The 19024-nt window shown below is 62.8% G+C and carries 16 protein-coding genes and 1 pseudogene; 11 read left to right on the forward strand and 6 right to left on the reverse strand.

From position 1 onward, the window contains the following. The first annotated feature begins 22 nt into the window (after window positions 1-22). The 6 genes from P3T40_RS38895 (at window position 23) to P3T40_RS38920 (ending at window position 6593) form a co-directional block, all read left to right on the forward strand. Window positions 23-1039 (forward strand): porin, encoded by a 1017-nt coding sequence (locus P3T40_RS38895; protein ID WP_429273010.1) that lies wholly within the window; start codon window positions 23-25, stop codon window positions 1037-1039. Between the two features lie 84 nt (window positions 1040-1123). Then, window positions 1124-1852: a GntR family transcriptional regulator gene (locus tag P3T40_RS38900; protein ID WP_429273011.1), complete on the forward strand. Its 729-nt coding sequence runs from the start codon at window positions 1124-1126 to the stop codon at window positions 1850-1852. Continuing rightward, entirely contained in the window at window positions 1852-2889 is a 1038-nt protein-coding gene (locus P3T40_RS38905) for an ADP-ribosylglycohydrolase family protein (protein WP_429273012.1), read from the forward strand. Before P3T40_RS38900 ends, P3T40_RS38905 begins: the two co-directional genes overlap by 1 nt. Before the next feature lie 50 nt (window positions 2890-2939). Next, window positions 2940-4379, forward strand: coding sequence for a purine-cytosine permease family protein (locus P3T40_RS38910; RefSeq protein WP_429273013.1), 1440 nt, complete (start codon window positions 2940-2942; stop codon window positions 4377-4379). Beyond that, window positions 4376-5323: a PfkB family carbohydrate kinase gene (locus tag P3T40_RS38915; RefSeq protein ID WP_429273014.1), complete on the forward strand. Its 948-nt coding sequence runs from the start codon at window positions 4376-4378 to the stop codon at window positions 5321-5323. The genes P3T40_RS38910 and P3T40_RS38915 overlap by 4 nt, the downstream gene beginning before the upstream one ends. A 250-nt stretch (window positions 5324-5573) precedes the next feature. Then, complete coding sequence (locus P3T40_RS38920) at window positions 5574-6593, forward strand: succinylglutamate desuccinylase/aspartoacylase family protein (protein WP_429273015.1); 1020 nt, start codon at window positions 5574-5576, stop codon at window positions 6591-6593. Window positions 6594-6761: 168 nt separating this feature from the next. Here P3T40_RS38920 and P3T40_RS38925 read toward each other — a convergent pair whose 3' ends face one another. Next, window positions 6762-7586, reverse strand: coding sequence for a MetQ/NlpA family lipoprotein (locus P3T40_RS38925; RefSeq protein WP_429273016.1), 825 nt, complete (start codon window positions 7584-7586; stop codon window positions 6762-6764). A gap of 331 nt (window positions 7587-7917) precedes the next feature. On the opposite strand from P3T40_RS38925, the gene P3T40_RS38930 reads away from it, so the two are divergent. The 4 genes from P3T40_RS38930 (at window position 7918) to P3T40_RS38945 (ending at window position 12956) form a co-directional block, all read left to right on the forward strand. Beyond that, window positions 7918-8874, forward strand: coding sequence for a sulfonate ABC transporter substrate-binding protein (locus P3T40_RS38930; protein WP_429273017.1), 957 nt, complete (start codon window positions 7918-7920; stop codon window positions 8872-8874). Window positions 8875-9066: 192 nt separating this feature from the next. Beyond that, window positions 9067-10320, forward strand: a complete 1254-nt coding sequence (locus P3T40_RS38935; protein ID WP_429273018.1) for an SfnB family sulfur acquisition oxidoreductase — start codon at window positions 9067-9069, stop codon at window positions 10318-10320. A 3-nt stretch (window positions 10321-10323) separates the two neighbouring features. Further along, complete coding sequence (locus P3T40_RS38940; RefSeq protein WP_429273019.1) at window positions 10324-11586, forward strand: SfnB family sulfur acquisition oxidoreductase; 1263 nt, start codon at window positions 10324-10326, stop codon at window positions 11584-11586. After that, the gene (locus P3T40_RS38945; protein ID WP_429273020.1) at window positions 11586-12956 is read left to right on the forward strand and encodes an LLM class flavin-dependent oxidoreductase; all 1371 of its coding nucleotides are present in this window, start codon (window positions 11586-11588) and stop codon (window positions 12954-12956) included. The genes P3T40_RS38940 and P3T40_RS38945 overlap by 1 nt, the downstream gene beginning before the upstream one ends. Here the strand turns inward: P3T40_RS38945 and P3T40_RS38950 are convergent. The 3 genes from P3T40_RS38950 to P3T40_RS38960 are packed head-to-tail and all read right to left on the reverse strand — an operon-like array spanning window position 12851 to window position 15792. Further along, complete coding sequence (locus P3T40_RS38950) at window positions 12851-13471, reverse strand: hypothetical protein (RefSeq protein WP_429273021.1); 621 nt, start codon at window positions 13469-13471, stop codon at window positions 12851-12853. The genes P3T40_RS38945 and P3T40_RS38950 overlap by 106 nt on opposite strands. Further along, entirely contained in the window at window positions 13450-14670 is a 1221-nt protein-coding gene (locus tag P3T40_RS38955) for an MFS transporter (protein WP_429273022.1), read from the reverse strand. Before P3T40_RS38955 ends, P3T40_RS38950 begins: the two co-directional genes overlap by 22 nt. A gap of 12 nt (window positions 14671-14682) precedes the next feature. Continuing rightward, window positions 14683-15792, reverse strand: a complete 1110-nt coding sequence (locus P3T40_RS38960) for an alkene reductase (protein ID WP_429273023.1) — start codon at window positions 15790-15792, stop codon at window positions 14683-14685. Between the two features lie 135 nt (window positions 15793-15927). Between P3T40_RS38960 and P3T40_RS38965 the strand changes: the two genes are divergently transcribed. Then, on the forward strand, window positions 15928-16455 hold the full coding sequence (locus P3T40_RS38965) for a Gfo/Idh/MocA family protein (RefSeq protein WP_429273024.1): 528 nt from the start codon (window positions 15928-15930) through the stop codon (window positions 16453-16455). A 122-nt stretch (window positions 16456-16577) separates the two neighbouring features. Here the strand turns inward: P3T40_RS38965 and P3T40_RS38970 are convergent, their stop codons facing one another. Further along, window positions 16578-17174, reverse strand: coding sequence for a nitroreductase family protein (locus tag P3T40_RS38970; protein WP_429273025.1), 597 nt, complete (start codon window positions 17172-17174; stop codon window positions 16578-16580). 196 nt (window positions 17175-17370) lie between these two features. Beyond that, window positions 17371-19010 (reverse strand): annotated as a pseudogene (groL, locus tag P3T40_RS38975) (chaperonin GroEL). Window positions 19011-19024 lie beyond the last annotated feature (14 nt).

Below are 19024 nucleotides of genomic sequence, written 5' to 3' on the forward strand. Positions count from 1 at the left end.
TGCCCACCCGACATCGCTCATCATGAACATTCGCCTGCCGGCCGCCGTAATGCTGATTTGCCTTGCACCCGCCGCGCACGCGGATTCGGGCGTCACCCTGTATGGCATCCTCGACGAATTCGTCCAGGTGGTGAATACGGGCAGCGGCTATACCGGTGCAGTGGGTTCGTCAGGGCAGTGGGCGAGCCGTTTCGGCCTGCGCGGCACGGAGGATATCGGCGGTGGCAACCACATCAATTTCGATCTGCAGAACGGCTTCAACCCCAACGATGGCACGTTCGCTACGCCGGGCAGCCTGTTCAATCGCGCCGCGTGGGTTGGCGTATCGGGTGGATGGGGCGAACTGCGCGCCGGGCGCCAGAACTCACCGGTATTCAACGATCAGGGCGGCCTCGACGCGTTCGGCGCGTCGACCCAGGCATCCGGCTTCAGCAACTTCATGACCTTCACGGTGCGCACGAGCAACACGGTTTCATACACGTCGCCCACGCTCGCCGGCTTGCAGTTCAGCCTCTACGCGGGTCTCGGCGATGCGGGCGGGTTCCGCTCGCCGGGCTCGAGCTATCAGGGTGACGTCACCTACTCGCATGGACCGTTTGCAGCCGTGTTCGCCGCGCAAGCCGTGAAGAGTGCGGATGGCAGCGCAACGGACCGGACCGAGGAGGCCGGGCTGTCGTACCAGATCGGCAAGACGACGCTTTACGCAGGATGGAGCGGTTCGAAGTGGGCCGATATCGATCTGGATGTGAACGTATACGGCGCATCGGCGTTGTATCAGTTCACGCCGTCGAGCGCCCTCGCATTTGGCTATACCTATCTGCACGACGAGACAGGACAGGGCGACAACGCGAGCCAGGTGGCCGCGCTCTACACCTATACGCTGTCCAAACGCACCACGTTGTACAGCGCGTTGTCGTTCCTGCAAAACCGTGGTCAGGCGGAATACCGGCTGGCGGGGTCGGCCAATGCCGGACTGCCGCTTGCGTACCCCGGCGCGGACGCGCGTGGGTTTCAGTTGGGCATCGTGCAGCGTTTTTAAGGAAAACATGTGCATACTTGTGCTTTTCGAATGAAGGGCTGGCCGCTGCGATGGCCGGGCCCTCCCAGGCACAGGAGCCGCAAGATGGTGAAACGGGCAGTAAAGAGCGCGGAAGTCGGGCGCTCGAAGGCGCATATGGTAGCCGCCACGATCGAGCAGGAGATTCTGAGCGGACGCTTGCCGTTCGGGCAGCAACTGGAAAGCGAGCACGAACTGGTCGAGCGCTTCGCGGTGAGCCGCAACACCGTGCGCAAGGGACTCGATCTGCTGACGAACGGCGGGCTGATTACGCGCAAAGGTGGCATTGGGTCGTTCGTGACGTTCAACGGCCAGACGCTCGACGGCACGCTGGGCTGGACCACCGCCATCGAAAAAGCGGAGGGTGGGGCGCAGACCCGCCTGCTGCAGATTGCGCTGGTCGAAGACGAGCCGCTTGCGCAGGAGCTGAAGCTCAAGAGTTCGACGTTTGTGGCGATTGACCGCATGCGGGTCGTCGGCGCCGAGTCGCAATGTATCTCGCTCGAGCGCAGCCGTCTGCCGTTCAGCGAAGAGCTGGCCGCGCTGCCGTTGCAAGGGTTGGTAGGCGGATCGTTGAACCGCACGCTGATCGAGCACGGCATGGTGCCGCATCACGGCGAGCAATGGGCCGAAGTGGTCGGCCTCGAGGCGGCGGATGCGCGTCTGCTCAAGCGCCGCGCCGGTACATCGTTTCTGCGTTCGCGACGGCTCACGCGCGACCGCGAAGATCGCATCATCGAGTACGTCGTGAGTCTGCTGGATCCGGCGTTTTTTGCACTACATCTGGAATTCTGATGTCTTCGTCTTTGCATTTGACTCACCCTGAATGGACGCAACGTGCGCGTGGCGCGTTTTATGGTCTCGCCCTCGGCGACGCGTATGGCATGCCCACGCAGTCGCTGAGCCGCGAGCGCATCGTTGAACAGTTTGGACGGATCGGCAAACTGGAGAACGCGTTTGCCGATCAGCCGATCGCCCCGAATCTGCCGGCCGGCTCGATTACCGACGACACCGAGCAGGCGATGCTGGTGGCCGAGCTGCTGGTCGGAGGCAACGGCACGATCGAGCCGAAGGCGTTCGCGCATGCGTTGATGGAATGGGAAGCGGCAATGAAGGCGCGCGGCTCGCTCGACCTGCTCGGACCTTCGACCAAACAGGCGATCGAACGCATCGCTGCCGGTGAAGATCCGCTGCGCACAGGGCGCTTCGGCACCACCAACGGTGCGGCCATGCGTGTGACGCCGGTGGGTATTGCATTCGATCTGCGACAGCGCGAGGGGTTTATCGACGCGGTGGTCCAGTCGTGCGTCGTCACGCACCACACCACGCTTGGCATTGCGAGCGCGGCGGCGGTGGCCGCCGCGGTATCGGCGGGCGTCAACGGCGCGAGCCTGACCGCAGCGCTCGAAGCGGGAATAGAGATGGCGGAACAGGCTGCGAGTCGCGGGTTCTGGGTGGCCGGAGGCAAGATTGCGCCGCGTCTGCGTCACGCGCGTGACCTGATGCGCGGTTGTTCGGAACACGAAGTTGTAGATGTGATTTACGACGTGGTCGGCACCTCGGTCGCGTCGCAGGAATCGGTGGTCGCCACCTTTGCGCTCGCCTTCGACGCCGAGCGCCGCGGCGGCTCGATCGAGGCCGCCTTGTGCGCGGCCGCGAGTCTGGGCGGCGATACCGACACGATCGCGGCGATGCTCGGCGCGATTCTCGGCGCGTGCTCGGGTTATGACGCGCTCCCGGCCGAACCAGTAGCGACGATCCGACGCGTGAATGCGCTCGATCTCGATCCGCTGGTCGACAGTTTGCTTGGATTGCGCGCCCGCACCGACTGAGTGCGCAGGTCCGTTCCGGTAGTTTCCTTCAATCTGGAGATTCGACTCAGATGGCTTCGTCACGCCCGTCAAACAGCGCTCGCCAAGTCGAGACGCGCGGTATCGAACCCGTACCGCTTGGTGAATGCCGTGGACATCCGCGCCAGCTTTTCTGGGTCTGGTTTGCGGCCAACATCAGCATTCTCGGCCTGCCGCTCGGCGCAACGCTCGTCGCCTTCCAGCATCTTGCGATCTGGCAAGCGGCGCTGGTGGCGATCATCGGCGCGGCCGGATCGTTCGCCATTGTTGGCGTGATTTCCATTGCCGGACGACGCGGGCATGCGCCGAGTCTGACCCTCTCGCGGGCGATCTTCGGCGTGCGCGGCAATATTGGCCCGACCATCGTCTCGCTACTGTCGCGGCTCGGCTGGGAAACGGTGAACACAACGACCGCCGCCTACGTTTTGCTCTCGCTCGCGACGATCCTGTTCGGCACGCCGGCGCAAGCGAGCCATGCGCCGGTGCTCACGCTCGTGTTCATTGCCGTGTTCGTCGTGCTGACGCTGATCGTCTCGGGCTTCGGTCACGCCACCTTGCTGGTGATCCAGAAGTGGTCCACCTATGTGTTCGGGGTCCTGAATCTGATCGTGGCCGGTTTTCTGGCGACGCGCATCAACTGGCACAGCGTCTTCCATGTCGCACCGGCGCCGATGAGCGCGGTCGTGATCGGGATCGGCACGATTGCCGCGGGCACCGGCATCGGCTGGGCCAATGCGGGCGCGGACATGTCGCGCTATCAGGCGCCGTCGGTCAAAGGTCCGGCTCTGGTGGCGTCGGCGGCGTTCGGCGCGGGCATTCCGCTGATTCTGCTGGTCACGCTCGGCGCCTTGCTGGCGGTCGGCAACGACCAGCTCGCCTCGACCTCCGATCCGATTGCCACGATTCGCGACATGTTGCCCACGTGGATGGCGATCCCTTATCTGATCACGGCGTTCGGCGGCCTGTTGCTATCCAATTACCTGTCGGTCTATTCGGCGGGTTTGACGACGCTGACGCTGGGCCTGAAAGTCAAACGGGTTCAGGCGGTGGTGGTGGACGTGGTGGTCATCTTCACCGGCTCGATCTACTTCATGCTGATCGCCGGCAGCTTTTACGGTCCGTTTATCGGCTTTATATCGCTGCTGGCGGTGCCGATTACGGCATGGGTCGGAATTTTTGTGGTCGATCTGATTCATCGTCAGGAGTACTCGGCAAGCGATCTGCTGGACGTCTCGCCGGGTAGCGCATACTGGTACAAAGGCGGCGTCGAGTGGCGCGCATTGAGCGCGTGGGCGCTCGCCATCGTGCTCGGCTTCTGCTTCCTGTCGACCGGTGCGATACATGGCGTCTTCGCCAACTCGTGGCTCGGCCGCAATGGTCTGGGCTGGATTGTCACTTTCGTGATCGCAGCAGGCGTCTATGCGAGCCTGGGCGGCGCACGCCATTCGGCAAAAAACTGGAAAACAGCATGAATCAGGCAGTTCCCGTAAATGTATCCCGATTGATTCATACCGGCCAGGTCATCGTTGATCTCGTCATGCAGATCGACGCGCTGCCTGCGCCTGGCGGCGACGTGCTCGCGGCCAACGCGCTTTTCGCAGTGGGCGGCGGCTTCAATGTGATGGCTGCGGCGCGTCGCAACCGCATGCATGTGGTGTATGCCGGGGGGCATGGGAGCGGGCGTTTCGGCGATATGGCCCGTGCGGCACTGGAGAAAGAGGGTGTGGAGATCGCGGGTTCGCAAGTGACGGGCGAGGACACGGGCCTCTGTGTGGCCCTCGTCGACGCGCGTGCCGAGCGCACTTTCGTCTCGCATATCGGTGCGGAAGGTGTGCTTGAACGGAGCGTGCTGGACGGGCTGCAGGTCACGCAGGACGATATCGTCTATGTGAGCGGTTATAGTCTGATGCTCGCGGATAAGGCTACGGTGCTGCTGGCCTGGCTGGAACAGCTACCTGCAGGGACGCGTGTTGCGTTCGATCCGGGTCCACTCGTAGACGCCATTGACGCCATGCTGCTCGAACGGGTGTTGGCTCGCGTATCGATCTGGACGAGCAATCGCGTGGAAGCGTCGCGATTTGCCAAGACGGAGGACCTCAACGCAGCGTTCGAGTCCATCGCCGCCCGCTTGCCAGCCGATGCGCTGACTGTTGTGCGCGACGGCGCGCGCGGATGCGAGATGCGTGTGATGGGGCAGCGCGATCATGTACCTGGTTTCAGGGTGGGCGCGGTCGACACCAACGGCGCCGGAGATGCCCACACCGGTGTACTCCTCGCCATGCTGGCGAGTGGCGCCGATGCGCGCACAGCGGCCGCGCGGGCCAACGCAGCGGCGGCGCTGGCCGTGACGCGCCATGGTCCGGCGACGGCTCCGGATGCCGACGAGATTGACGCGTTTCTCGACACGCGTCGCTGATTTGTCCTTCCGCAAACGCTCCTTATGCGCTCCTCAGGCGCTCCGAACCACGCGCCCTTGCCGAACCGCTGATACCTTCCTTGGTGCACAAAGGCTGGGGTGCAGGATCCCGGCCACGCTTGCTTAAGCGGTCTTAGCTTTGCTGTGGATTTGGATCGTTGTATAACTTGGTAACGGCCGCAGGCGAGGTCGTCGAGAATGAGAGGTTCGCCTCCTATGCAACGTAACCTCAATCCCAGAGCCACGACCGATGACCCGAGACGCGCAAGCAGCCAATCCCATCCGCAGTGAAATCGATCTGGATTCGAGCGGCAAACAGACCGGATACCTGCGGCTGCCACATTCTGTACACCGCTCGGCGTATGGCTGGATCCCGATTCCCATCGCTTCCATTCGGAACGGCGATGGACCGGTGGTGCTGATCATGGCCGGCAATCATGGGGACGAATACGAAGGCCAGGTGATCGTCTCCCAACTGATCCGCGAGATCGGGCCGCAGATGGTCCGAGGCCAGCTGATCCTGCTGCCGATGGCCAATTTCCCGGCCGCGGAAGCGGGCTTGCGCACGTCACCGCTTGATGGTGGCAACCTGAACCGGACCTTCCCCGGCAATCCGGCCGGCACGCCAACCGAGGTGATTGCCGATTACATCGAGCATACGCTGCTCGCCCGAGCGGACTACCTGATCGACCTGCATTCGGGCGGCAGTTCCTTGCTGTACCACGGTGCGAACATGCTGGCGATCGAGCCACGCGACGCTGACGAGGACGCGCGGCTTCGCGCGCTGCTCGCCGCGTTTGGCTTGTCCAAAGCGTTTCTGCATCCCGAGAATCCGGTCCATGCGGCGACTGCCGCACGGCGTCAGGGAGCAATCTCGATCCTGACCGAACTGGGTGGTGGCGGCACGGTGCAGGCCAATCTGTTGCGCGAGGGGCGCCAGGGGCTGCTGCATCTGCTGGGCTTCATTGGCGTGCTGCACGGCGCGCTCGTGCCCGATAACGCACCGGGTATTACCCGCTTCATGCGCGTTTCGGGCTCGCGCCATTATGTCTACGCTTACGATCGCGGGCTGTACGAACCACTGGTCGAATTGGGCGAACAGGTCGTCGAAGGGCAGGCGGCCGCGCGTATCCATTTTCCCGATACTCCCTTGCGCGAGCCCGTCACGCAGCATTTCGCAAGCGCGGGGGAAGTGGTCTGCAAACGCGTGCCCGCGATGGTTCAACGGGGCGATTGCCTCTACCACCTTGCGGAGCCAGCCGGTCAATAGAATAGGCCTGCTTAGCGTTGGTTCGGAATGAACGGGCCACAATGCAAACTGGAGCGGGCGCCGTTCTCATAACGAGGCCCGCTCCAGCTTTTTTACCCGACGTCCCGATGTATATACCCATCGCACCCGGGCGCCGTTCGGTTCAATCACACACTTACGCTGTAGTACTTAGTGACTAGCGTCATTCCACGCCGGCAACGTTGCACCGTGATACACGCTGAGAATTTCAGCGGCCACGTTAGGTTGCTGATAGCTCTGAACCAGCGCGTGGACCCAAGGCGCATTCGCGTCCTTGTCATTCACGGCGAGGAAGTTGCGATATGGATTGCCCGTCACCTGCTCCTGTGCGATCCGTTCCTGTGGAATCTTGATACCGGCCTTGACGGCCCAGTCCGTGTTGATCACAGCGGCATCCACATCGCCGATCGCGCGACCCACGATACCTGCGTCGAGTTCCTTGATATGGATGTGCTTCGGATTGTCCGCGATGTCGCGGGCAGTCGGCAGCAGGCCAACATCGGCGCGCAGCTTGATCAGGTGCTGTGCCTGCAGCAACAGCAGCGAGCGTCCTTCGTTACTCGGATCGTTCGGCACGGCGATGGTGGCGCCATCCGGCAGATCGGCCACCGACTTCACCTTGCGCGAGTACAGGCCAATCGGCTGCACGTAGGTAAAACCCACCGGCACGATCTTGTAGCCACGTGCCTTGATCTGCGCATCGAGATACGGCTTGTGCTGGAACGAATTGGCGTCCAGGTCGTGCTCCGAAAGCGCTTCATTCGGTTGCGTGTAATCGGAGAAAGTCGTGATCTTGATGGTGAGACCCTGCTTGGCAGCGTTTGCGGCGACGACGCGCCAGACGTCCTCATCTTCGCCGGACATGATGCCGACGCGCAGGGTTTGAGGAGCCGCCAGTGAGAGTTGCGAGGTGGCGACCCCCAGGCCGAAGACAACGGTGGCCAGCGCGGTTTTCAGCAGGTTTCTTTTATTCATGAGACACGGTAGTCATGTGGTTGATGATGGCCGAATGCTATGTAACAACGCAGGCCGCTGGCAAATACTTTTCCGTTGGTTGCTAAATCCGCTGAGGCATATATGAAAAGCGCAAACGCGCGCTATCCACAACCAGATATTTGCTTACCGCGAAAGATCATTTCGATGCCTCGCATACGACGCGTAAGATTTCCGGCTCCATTGGAAACGCAAGCAGCGCGGCCGGGGTGAGCGAAGTCTGCCGGTGCGGGCATCCGTGTTCCAAACTTCATACCTATGACGTTGACCCCAACCGAGGCCAACGCGAACCATCAACCATGGACACGCTACGATGAACCACTCAACATTCCGGGGCCGCCGGACTTTTCTTGCCGCCGTGGGCGCAACGCTCGCAGGCGCTGCGTTGCCGGCCTGGGCCAAGTACGAAGCCGATCAGTTCAGGATCGGCTACCAGAAGTCCGCCAGCACGCTCGTGTTGCTAAAGGCGCACGGCACGCTGGAAAAGCGGCTTGCGCCACTTGGCGTCAAGGTCTCGTGGAATGAATTCACGGCCGGACCGCAGTTGCTGGAAGGACTGAACGTCGGCGCGATCGATTTCGGCTATGTGGGCGAGGCGCCGCCAGTGTTTGCGCAGGCCGCAGGGGCGGACTTCGTCTATACCGCGTATGAACTTCCGGCGCCGCTTGCGGAAGGCGTCGTCGTCGCAAAGAACTCGCCTATCAAGTCCGTCGCCGAGCTGAAGGGAAAGAAGATTGCGTTCAATCGGGGTTCGGACGTTCACTGGTTCATCGTTGCACTGCTACGCAAGCACGGTCTCGACTTCGGCAATATCCAGCCCATCTATCTAGCGCCCGCCGATGCGCGTGCGGCCCTTGTGCAGGGCTCAATCGACGCCTGGGCGATCTGGGACCCGTTTCTCGCCGCAGCGCAGGCGCAAGGCAACGCGCGTCTGCTGGCCGATGCGCAGGGCGTCGCCAGTCACCACGAGTTCTTTCTGAGCCAGCGTGAGTTTGCACAAAAGCGTTCGAACGTGATCTCAATCGTGATGGAAGAACTGAACAAGCAAGGGCAATGGGTGAAGCAGAACACGGCCGCCGCGGCCGCGGAACTCGCGCCCATTCAGGGGCTCGACGCGTCGATCATCCAGACGAGCCTTGAGCACTACGCACACGTCTACAAGCCGATCGACGCCGAAGTGCTTGCCGAACAACAGCGCATTGCGGACACGTTCTACGAACTGAAACTGATTCCGCGCAAGATCGTCACCAAGGACGCGACGCTCGCCTGAGCGGCTCGATCGGGAAATCTGGATTCCTGATAAGCAAGTTCCAATTCGATAGTAGGCGTGGCGAGCCTCGGCTGGTCCAATAGACGGTTCAACCTGTTCGCCACAAGCGTTACGCAGGCTGTGCGCTTCTCCGTCAAAAGAGGGTGAGGCGCTGCGGGCGGACAGCTGTCACCTCTGTCGGTACGAAACATCATGTCCACTCTCGAATCTTCCCCTGCCGAGGCACCTCTGCCTCGGCGTCCCGACCCAGCCCGTGTGCGCCGCATCGCCAGCGATGCAGAAGCGATCGCTGCCGCGCACGCACTTGCCGCCGGGTTCGCAGTCAACGCTGCCGAACGCGACCGCAAACGTCTGCTTCCATGGGCCGAACTGGATCTCTGGTCGGCAAGTGGCCTCGGCGCGATCACGGTGCCGCGCGAATACGGCGGCGCCGACGTGTCGTATGCCACGCTGGCGGAAGTCTTTGTGATCTTGTGCGCGGCCGATCCTGCGTTGGGGCAGATTCCGCAAAACCATTTCGGCGTACTGGGCGTACTGCGTGAGATCGGCACGCCGGCGCAGAAAGCGCGTCTGTTTGGTGAGGTGCTGGCGGGCCAGCGGCTTGGCAATGCCGGCCCGGAACGCCGCTCCGCAAGCGTCAATACGATTCTGCAAGGCACGACACGGCTCACCAGGACGCCTGACGGTTTGAGCCTCGACGGCCAGCGTTTCTATTCCACCGGCGCGCTCTTCGCCCATCGCGTTCCCACGCGCGCAACCGACGACGAAGGCCGCGCCGTGCAGGTCTGGGTACCGCGCGATGCACGAGGACTGACGGTCGTCGACGACTGGAGTTCGTTCGGTCAACGTACAACGGCAAGCGGCACGGTGACCTTCGCGCACGTGCCGGTCGACCCACAGGACGTCCTGCCGATCTGGCAACTCGCCGATCGTCCGGGCCTGTTTGGACCCACCTCGCAGCTCATTCAGGCGGCAATCGACCAGGGCATCGCGCAAGCGGCAGTTGCCGACATGCTCGCGTTCGTCCGCGAACGCGCGCGTCCCTGGGTCGATTCCGGCCTCGAGCACGCGACCGACGACCCGTACATCATTGCCGATGTCGGCCGTCTGCAGATCGACCTGCACGCCGCGCATGAGGTACTGCAGGAGGCGGGCCACACACTCGACGCCATCGCCGTCGCGCCATCAATCGACGCCGAGGCGAGCGCACGCGCCTCAGTCGCGGTGGCCGAAGCTAAGATCCTGACCACCCGTATCGCACTGGAAGCGAGCGAAAAGCTGTTTGAGCTAGCCGGTTCTGCTTCCACGCGCGCAGCGCATAACCTTGATCGCCATTGGCGCAACGCACGTACCCATACGCTGCACGACCCGGTTCGCTGGAAGTTGCATCTGCTTGGCAACTATCACCTGAATCACGTGCTGCCCGCGCGTCATTCGTGGAATTGAAACATGACTCTCGACCTTTCCGTAGAAACAAGCGACGCCGTGGCGGCGAATCCGTTGCCTCCCGAACTGCGCCCACCTTTGAAGCCCGATCTGATTACTGACGACGAGCAGGCGCTGGCGACAGCGAGGCGACTTGCCGAGAAATTCGCACCCGAAGCCGCGCAACGTGATCGTGAACGACGCCTGCCGTGGGCCGAACTCGACGCGTTCGTCGCGAGCGGCCTGTGGGGTATAACGGTGCCGCGCGAATTCGGCGGTGCAGGCGTGCGCAACGGTACGCTCGCCGAAGTGACGGCCATTATCGCGGCGGCCGATGGCTCGCTCGGGCAGATTCCGCAAAACCACTTCTACGCGCTGGAAGTGCTGCGCGTCGGCGGCAGCGTCGAGCAGCAGCGTTTTTTCTATGAGCGCGTGCTGGCGGGCGAGCGCTTCGGCAATGCGCTTGCCGAAATCGGCCACAAGGACTTCAAGCGCCGCACGCGCCTCACAAGGGCCGCGGACGGCTGGCATGTCGACGGCCGCAAGTTCTATTGCACCGGCGCGCTCTACGCGCACTGGATACCCACGCTGGTGGTCGCAGACGACGAAGGACGCGACGTCACCTACCTGGCCTTCGTTCAACGCGACACGCCGGGTGTCACGGTAACGGATGACTGGGACGGTTTCGGCCAACGCGTCACGGGCAGCGGCTCGGTACAGTTCGAGCATGTGCGTGTCGAACCCGAATGGGTCGTGCCGTTTCAGGTGTCGTTCGAGCAGGCGACGACGATCGGACCGGTCGCGCAGATCATGCACGCTGCCATCGACCTGGGCCAGGCTCGCGGCGCCTTCGACGCCGCCTTGCAGTTCGTGCGCGAGCGTTCGCGGCCATGGATCGACGCGAAGGTCGAACATGCCGCCGACGATCCGCTGACCATCGCGCAGTTCGGCGATCTCGCCGTGCGTCTGCGTGCGGCGGAAGCGTTGTTGCGCCGCGCCGGCCGCTTCGTCGACGCAGCCCAGGCTAATTCCACCGATCGTTCGGTGGCAGAGGCCTCAGTCGCCGTGGCCGAGGCGCGGGCGCTGACTACCACCGTGTCGCTGGACGCGGGCTCGCGCCTGTTCGAACTGGCCGGCACCGCTGCCACACTCGATGGCCTCGGACTCGACCGCTTCTGGCGCAACGCGCGCACCCATACGCTGCATGACCCGGTGCGCTGGAAGTATCATGCGGTGGGTAACTTCTACCTCAACGACAAGCTGCCGCCGCGGCATGGAGCCTTGTGATGGCGAAGAAACAGATTCTGCTCAACGCATTCAACATGAACTGCGTGGGTCATATCAACCATGGCCTGTGGACGCATCCGCGCGACCGCTCCACGGACTATCGGCTGTTGCCGTACTGGACCAATCTCGCTCGCACGCTGGAACGCGGACTGTTCGACGGCCTGTTTCTGGCCGACATCGTGGGCGTGTACGACGTCTATCAGCACAACGTGGACGTCACGTTGCGCGAGTCGATCCAGTTGCCGGTCAACGATCCCACGCTTCTGGTGTCGGCGATGGCAGCCGTCACTGAGAACCTCGGCTTCGGCGTGACGGTCAATCTCACCTACGAGCAGCCTTATCTGCTGGCACGCCGCTTCTCGACGCTCGATCATCTGACGCAAGGGCGCATTGGCTGGAACATCGTGACCGGCTATCTCGACAGCGCGGCACGGGCGATGGGGCTCAACGAGCAACTGCCGCACGACGAGCGTTACGAGCGTGCGGACGAGTATCTCGACATCCTCTACAAGCTGTGGGAAGGCAGTTGGGAAGAGGGCGCGGTGCTGCGCGACAAGGTGGGGCGCGTGTATGCGGATCCGGCCAAGGTGCATCAGGTGAAGCACGCGGGGCGCTACTACAACGTCGAGGGCTACCACCTCTCCGAGCCGTCGCCGCAACGCACACCGGTGTTGTTTCAGGCGGGGAGCTCCGGGCGTGGCCAGCAGTTTGCGGCGCGGCACGCCGAGTGCGTGTTCATCTCGCCGCCGAACCGGGCAGTCGGACGCGAGACGGTGTGTACGTTGCGCGAGCAACTGGTGCAGGCCGGGCGGCGACCGGACGACGTCAAGGTGTTCACAGGGGCCGCGGTCGTGACGGGCACCACCGAAAGCGAAGCGCGTGAGAAATACGCGGACTATCTGCGTTATGCGAGCCGCGAAGCAGGGCTCGCGCACTTCGCGGCGAGCACCGGCATCGACTACGCGCAGTACGATCTCGACGCGCCGGTCGACTATGCGCCGACGAACGCCATCGAATCGGCGACGCGTACCGCGAAGCAGCATGGCTGGACGCGTCGCAAGCTGCTCGAAATGTTCGAACTCGGTGGCCGCTATCCGGCTATCGTCGGTACCCCCGCCCAGGTCGCGGACGAACTGCAGGCATGGGTCGAGGAAACCGGCGTAGACGGCTTCAATCTAAGCCGCACCGTCGTGCCGGAGAGTTACGAGGACTTCATCGATCTGGTGGTGCCTGAGTTACAAAACCGCGGGCTGTACAAGACGGCCTATGGTGAGGGTACCTTAAGAAACAAGCTGTTCGGTGAGGGTGACCTGTTGCCCGGACGGCATGCGGCCGCGAGTTTTCGACGCCGGACGGCGGAGATCGTGTAGACCCGCTCGGCTATCAGGCGGCGCGTTTCTTTTCCTCCTCTTGATAGTCGAGGTAGTCCGTATGGCCGACATGTGTGCCTCCCCAGAACGCCGAGCGATCGTGACTGGCGTCCGTCGTGGCCCAACTGCATGAAGATGCGGCCGCCCTTCGCGTGGACGGCATCCGCGATCTTCCTCCAGCCCGGGATGTGCGAGTCTTCGCAGATCCCGGGCGCACCGAGGTAGCCACGGCTGTCGTAAGACACGTGGGTCGATTCGGTGATGATCAGACCGCCGGCAGAAGCTCGTTGCATGTAGTACTTGAGCATCATGTCGCTCGGACGGTCGTCGCGGTTGGCGCGAAGGCGCGTGGTCGGCGCATGCACCACGCGGTGATTCAAAGTGTAAGGGCCGAGTTGAAGCGGCGAGAAGAGTTGGGTCATGGTGAAACCTTGCTGAGTGTCGAATGAAATGGGCGCGGCGATTGACTCGTCAGCCGCACAGTGGCGATACCTTACGCGGCAGTGACCGCGCATTTTTGCGCCCGTACCAGATGCTTGCCGATGCTTGCGCTCAGGATCAGCGCTGCGACTTCGCACGCAGCGGCGGTCCAGCCAAGGTTGTCCACGGACGTGATAGTCAAGGTAAGCGAGCCGAGCGCGGCACCTAGAGAAAAGCCGAGATACATGAACGAAGCGTTCAGTGACAGGGCGACGGGCGTGCCGCGCAGGCCAGCCAGATTGATTAGTCCTGCTTGCTGTGCGGGATAAAACGACCAGTGCGCAATGCCCCAGGCCACCACGCCGATCAGAATAGGGACCAGCGCCAACGTCTTCGGCAGCCAGTGCGCACTCGCCGACATGAGCGAGAAAGCGAGGATCGACACGGCGAGGCAGGGGATGATCACGCGGCTGGGGCCCAGGCGGTCCACTGCCTTGCCGCCGATGAAAACGCCGACGGCTGCCGCAACGCCCCACGTGAACAGCACGTAGCCGATTTGTGCGCCATGCAACGGCGTGGTGCTGGCAACGAACAGCGCCAGGTACGTGTAGATCGTATAGGCGCCCATCGCCCACAGCGTGGTGACGAGCAAGGTCATCAGGATGACCGGTTGGCGGGCGACATGGATACGCTCGCGCAGCGTGGCGACCGGCAATCCTGCGCCGATGTTACGCGGCAGGCCGAACAGCAAGCCCGCGGTCGCTGCAGCGGACAGGGCGGCGACGCCCGCAAAGGTCATGCGCCAACCGAGCCGGTCACCCACCAATGCGCCCAGCGGCACGCCGAAGGCAACCGCGATCGTAATGCCGCCATTGACGACGGCCAGCGCCGTGCCGCGCCGTTCTGGACCGGCGATCGCGCCGGCCAGCGCGTTCGCGCCGGGAACATAGAGACCGGCGGCTGCGGCGAGCAGGATGCGGGCCGCCATCAATTCCCAATAATTCTGGGCGCCCCACGCGATGATGTTCGCTGCCGCGAACGCGCAGAGCGACAGGATCATCAGCGTGCGCCGGTGGAACGCGCCGGTCACTGCTGTGAGGACCGGTGAACTGAGCGCGTAGGCCAGCGCAAACACCGTGACTAGCTGGCCCGTGGCGACAATGCTGGTATGCAGGTCCGTGGCAATGTTGGGCAACAGGCCGGCAATCATGAAGCTCTCGGTGCCGACTGCGAATGTCCCCAGCGCCAGCCAATACAGCGGCGCGAGGGAAGTAGGCCGGATGATGGAGTTCATCGCGTGCTCCGCTTATGCAGCCACCGTTTCGGTGCTGTGGAACGGGTAGTCGGTGTAGCCGACATCGGTGCCGCCGAAGAAAGTGGGGCGGTCGTACGGGTTCAGCGGCAACTGCAGGCGCAGGCGTTCGGGCAGATCCGGGTTGGCGATGAAGTCGCGGCCAAATGCGACCAGGTCGGCGTCGCCCGCCTGCAGGATGGCTTCGGCCGCATGGGCCTTGAAGCCGCCGGCGGCGATGATGGTGCCCTTGTAGTGCTTGCGGATCAGTTGCGCTGCAACCGGGTTCTGGTCCTTGCTGTCGTCATCGACGTTGCCCAGCACACGCGGCTCAATCAGATGCAGGTAAGCCAGCTTCATTGTGGCCAGTTCCTCCGCGACATAAGCGAAGAGGCCCTCCGGATCGCTGTCGGACATGTCGCCCCATGTGCCGCTCGGGCCAAGACGCACAGCCACGCGGTCGCTGCCCCACACCGAGATGACGGCCTGCGTGGCTTCCATCAGGAAGCGGGCGCGGTTTTCGAACGAGCCGCCGTAGATGTCGGTGCGCTTGTTGCTGCCGTCCTGCAGGAATTGATCGAACAGGTAGCCATTTGCGGCGTGCAATTCAACGCCGTCGAAGCCGGCCTCCTTGCCGCGAATCGCGGCAGTGCGGAAGCTTTCGACGAGCTCGGCGATTTCAGCAATGGTCAGCGCGCGGCTGGGCGTGTTCGGAATCCAGCCAGCTTCGGTGTATGCAACACCGCCATGGGGTACGGCGGACGGTGCCACAGGCGCGGCGTCGCCCGGCTGCAACTGGCTGTTCGACTGACGTCCGGCATGGTAGAGCTGCAGGAAGATGCGGCCGCCCTTGGCGTGCACGGTGTCGGTTACCTGCTTCCAGCCGGCGATCTGGCTGTCGTCGTAGAGGCCGGGCGCACCCAGGTAGCCGTTGCCGTTGGGCGCGGCGATGGTGGCTTCGCTGATCAGGAAGCCGCCTTCTGATGTACGTTGCGCATAGTACTCGGCCATCAGCGGGCCGGGCCTGGCGCCTTCTTCGGCCCGCATGCGCGTGAGCGGCGCCAGTACTACGCGATGGCTAAATTCGTAGGGACCGACTTTGACTGCGGAATGAAGTTTGGACATGATTTCCTCGAGAGTAGTGGCCGGTGACGCTTGATCGACAGCGGGCTTTCGACCTTGAGGAGCAGTGTATGGGTGGACCGAGAGAAGAAAAATGGGCTAAGGTTCCGAATATATAGGACAGAAAGGTCCGTAATTGTGGCGTACCAGGCCGGACTGGCGCGCCCCGCAGCGCGTCACAGGTCAAAAGGCTACAGATACGCGGCAAGCTCGCTGCAGGAACTGGTATCGCATCCGGAAGTGGATCTCGTACTCGTATTGACGCCTGCGTTCCAGCACGAGGAGGGCATCCGCGCCGCCATCGAGGCAGGTAAGGACGTCTACTGCGAATGGCTCCTGACGCCCAGCACGGCGTTGTGCAAGGAGTTGCTTGAGTTAGGCGATAAGGTGGGTGTGCGCACCATCGTCGGTCTGCAACGGCGCCTGAATCCGGGCTACCGTTATGTGCGTGATTTGCTGGAGCGAGGCGAGATTGGCGAAGTACGCTCGGCGCGCCTGCACGTGAGTGTGGAGTACTTTCAGCGAGAACGGCCTGCTTCGCTGTACTACACGATTCCCGAAGAGAACTTCTCCAGCTTGCTTTCAATCTATGGTGGCCACTTCCTGGACGTCTTGTTTACGGCGATGGTTCGCGCCCACTTTCGTCGACGCGGTTCGCATGCATGAACTGATGGACCAGATCGTCGAATCGGATCGCACAGGCCAGCGTATTCCGCTTTCGTTCAACAGGGCCGGTTAAGGCGACCGGCCGGCTCAAGCACTGACGCAGGCCTATGGCGACTGCACCATCACGGAACGAAACGGCCCTCGGCAGCGAACTCAGCCAACGGCTTGCGCGGGGTGTGCACTTCACGGGCCTGCAACCCCTCCGGCAGCAAGCTCTTGTCGCCGGCCCGTCCGATTGCAACCCCCGCTTCGATCGAATACAGGTCGGGGACGGCCAGTCCCTGACGAATCTTGTCGTGCTCGATACCGGCCATACCGTGAGCATTCCATCCCGAGAGACTGGCCTGCAGCGCGAGATAGCCCCATGCCGCGCCGGTGTCGAATGAGTGCGTCGACGCGGGCACTTCAGCGCTCCCACCGGGCGGCGTAAAGGTGCTCTTCGACAACACGATCACGATGGCCGCCGCATGTTGGGCCCAACTCTGATTGAACTCATTGAGGAAGCCTAGAAAGCGCGTCCAATGCTCCGTGTCGCGCCGGGCGTAGGCAAATCGCCACGGCTGCGAGTTGTAGGAGGAGGGCGCCCAGCGCGCCGCTTCGAAGAACGTCAATAGCGTCGACTCGGGAATGGTCTCCGGCGTGAACGCGCGAGGCGACCAGCGGCTAAGAAACTGTTTGTCGATGGGATGGTCCGCAGTACGGGCGTTCGGTGTCGTCATGGCTCTATCCAGAAAGAAACGAAAGCTGGCTGGGCGACAGAGGCGCTGCCACGGATCGGATCGCTCAGCCAGTGCAGATGAAGTGCTAGTAAGCTGTTATAGACGATTCGGAGCGAATCGATGCGAACATGCCCGCACGAGGCGGGCATGTTCGTCCTTGAAGACCGCGGAATCAGCGGCGTGCAAGCATAGGCGCCTAGAAATCGAAGCCCGGGCCGCCGGCACCCGGACCGCCTGCAGACGCTGCCGGCGCGGCATCCTTCGGTGCTTCGTACACCGTCGCATCGGTCGTGAGCAACAGGCCCGCAATCGAAGCCGCATTCTGCAGTGCCGTGCGCGTGACCTTGGTCGGATCGAGCACGCCCGATTCCACCAGATCGCCGTATTCGCCAGTCTGCGCGTTGTAACCAAAGTTGCCGCTGCCTTGCGACACCTTCGCCACCACCACGCTGGCTTCCTCGCCGGCGTTCGAGACGATCTGGCGCAGCGGCTCTTCAAGTGCACGCAGCACGATCTTTACGCCTGCGTCCTGATCCGCGTTGCTGCCTTTCAGATTGACGATCGCGTTCCGTACGCGGATCAGCGCTACACCGCCACCCGGCACGATGCCTTCTTCGACAGCCGCGCGGGTTGCATGCAACGCATCGTCGACGCGGTCCTTCTTTTCCTTGACTTCAATCTCGGTCGCACCGCCACCTTGATCACGGCCACGCCGCCCGCCAGCTTCGCAACACGCTCCTGGAGTTTTTCGCGGTCGTAATCGGAGGTGGCTTCTTCGATCTGCACGCGAATCTGCTTCGCTTGCGCTTCGATGGTCTTCGGGTCGCCGCCGCCGTCGATCACCGTGGTGTTTTCCTTGCCCACTTCGATGCGCTTGGCCTGACCCAGCTCAGCTAGCGTGGCCTTTTCGAGCGTGAGGCCGGTTTCTTCGGCAATGACCTGGCCGCCGGTCAGGATCGCGATGTCTTCGAGCAATGCTTTGCGGCGGTCGCCGAAGCCGGGCGCCTTGACCGCGACCGTCTTCAGAATGCCGCGGATGTTGTTGACCACCAGCGTCGCCAGTGCTTCGCCTTCGACGTCCTCGGCGATGATCAGGAGCGGGCGGCCCGCCTTGGCGACCTGCTCGAGCACCGGCAGCAGATCGCGAATGTTCGAAATCTTCTTGTCGTGCAGCAGGATAAACGGGTTGTCGAGAACGGCGACCTGCTTGTCCGGGTTATTGATGAAATACGGCGACAGGTAGCCGCGATCGAACTGCAGACCCTCGACCACTTCCAGTTCGTCCTCGAGCGACTTGCCGTCTTCGACGGTAATCACGCCTTCCTTGCCGACGCGGTCAATCGCCTCGGCGATACGCTGGCCGATCGATTCCTCGCCGTTAGCGGAGATCGTCGCCACCTGGGCGATTTCCTTGCTGGTGGTGGTCGGCTTGCTGATCTTTTTCAGTTCGTCGATGGCGGCGATCACGGCCTTGTCGATGCCACGCTTCAGATCGAGCGGGTTGAGACCTGCGGCAACGTATTTCTGGCCTTCACGCACGATAGCCTGAGCCAGCACGGTGGCGGTAGTGGTACCGTCGCCTGCGGCGTCGCTGGTACGCGAAGCCACTTCCTTCACCAGTTGCGCGCCGATATTTTGCAGCTTGTCGGCCAGTTCGATTTCCTTGGCGACCGACACGCCATCCTTGGTCACGATCGGTGCACCGAACGTGCGCTCCAGCACCACATTGCGGCCCTTCGGACCCAGAGTGACCTTCACTGCATTCGCGAGCAGGTTCACGCCTTCGACCAGTTTCGAACGCGCGTTGTCGCTAAAGACGATTTCTTTGGCTGCCATCTTGTGATGCTCCG

This window comes from Paraburkholderia sp. EB58 (genome assembly GCF_050436665.1).
Classification (GTDB): Bacteria; Pseudomonadota; Gammaproteobacteria; order Burkholderiales; family Burkholderiaceae; genus Paraburkholderia.

What these genes read in the sequence shown, in the direction of transcription:
- P3T40_RS38895 (WP_429273010.1), top strand. Translation starts at nt 23, where the DNA reads ATGAACATTCGCCTGCCGGCCGCCGTAATGCTGATTTGCCTTGCACCC.
- P3T40_RS38900 (WP_429273011.1), top strand. Translation starts at nt 1,124, where the DNA reads ATGGTGAAACGGGCAGTAAAGAGCGCGGAAGTCGGGCGCTCGAAGGCG.
- P3T40_RS38905 (WP_429273012.1), top strand. Translation starts at nt 1,852, where the DNA reads ATGTCTTCGTCTTTGCATTTGACTCACCCTGAATGGACGCAACGTGCG.
- P3T40_RS38910 (WP_429273013.1), top strand. Translation starts at nt 2,940, where the DNA reads ATGGCTTCGTCACGCCCGTCAAACAGCGCTCGCCAAGTCGAGACGCGC.
- P3T40_RS38915 (WP_429273014.1), top strand. Translation starts at nt 4,376, where the DNA reads ATGAATCAGGCAGTTCCCGTAAATGTATCCCGATTGATTCATACCGGC.
- P3T40_RS38920 (WP_429273015.1), top strand. Translation starts at nt 5,574, where the DNA reads ATGACCCGAGACGCGCAAGCAGCCAATCCCATCCGCAGTGAAATCGAT.
- P3T40_RS38925 (WP_429273016.1), bottom strand. Translation starts at nt 7,586, where the DNA reads ATGAATAAAAGAAACCTGCTGAAAACCGCGCTGGCCACCGTTGTCTTC.
- P3T40_RS38930 (WP_429273017.1), top strand. Translation starts at nt 7,918, where the DNA reads ATGAACCACTCAACATTCCGGGGCCGCCGGACTTTTCTTGCCGCCGTG.
- P3T40_RS38935 (WP_429273018.1), top strand. Translation starts at nt 9,067, where the DNA reads ATGTCCACTCTCGAATCTTCCCCTGCCGAGGCACCTCTGCCTCGGCGT.
- P3T40_RS38940 (WP_429273019.1), top strand. Translation starts at nt 10,324, where the DNA reads ATGACTCTCGACCTTTCCGTAGAAACAAGCGACGCCGTGGCGGCGAAT.
- P3T40_RS38945 (WP_429273020.1), top strand. Translation starts at nt 11,586, where the DNA reads ATGGCGAAGAAACAGATTCTGCTCAACGCATTCAACATGAACTGCGTG.
- P3T40_RS38950 (WP_429273021.1), bottom strand. Translation starts at nt 13,471, where the DNA reads ATGCGCGGTCACTGCCGCGTAAGGTATCGCCACTGTGCGGCTGACGAG.
- P3T40_RS38955 (WP_429273022.1), bottom strand. Translation starts at nt 14,670, where the DNA reads ATGAACTCCATCATCCGGCCTACTTCCCTCGCGCCGCTGTATTGGCTG.
- P3T40_RS38960 (WP_429273023.1), bottom strand. Translation starts at nt 15,792, where the DNA reads ATGTCCAAACTTCATTCCGCAGTCAAAGTCGGTCCCTACGAATTTAGC.
- P3T40_RS38970 (WP_429273025.1), bottom strand. Translation starts at nt 17,174, where the DNA reads ATGACGACACCGAACGCCCGTACTGCGGACCATCCCATCGACAAACAG.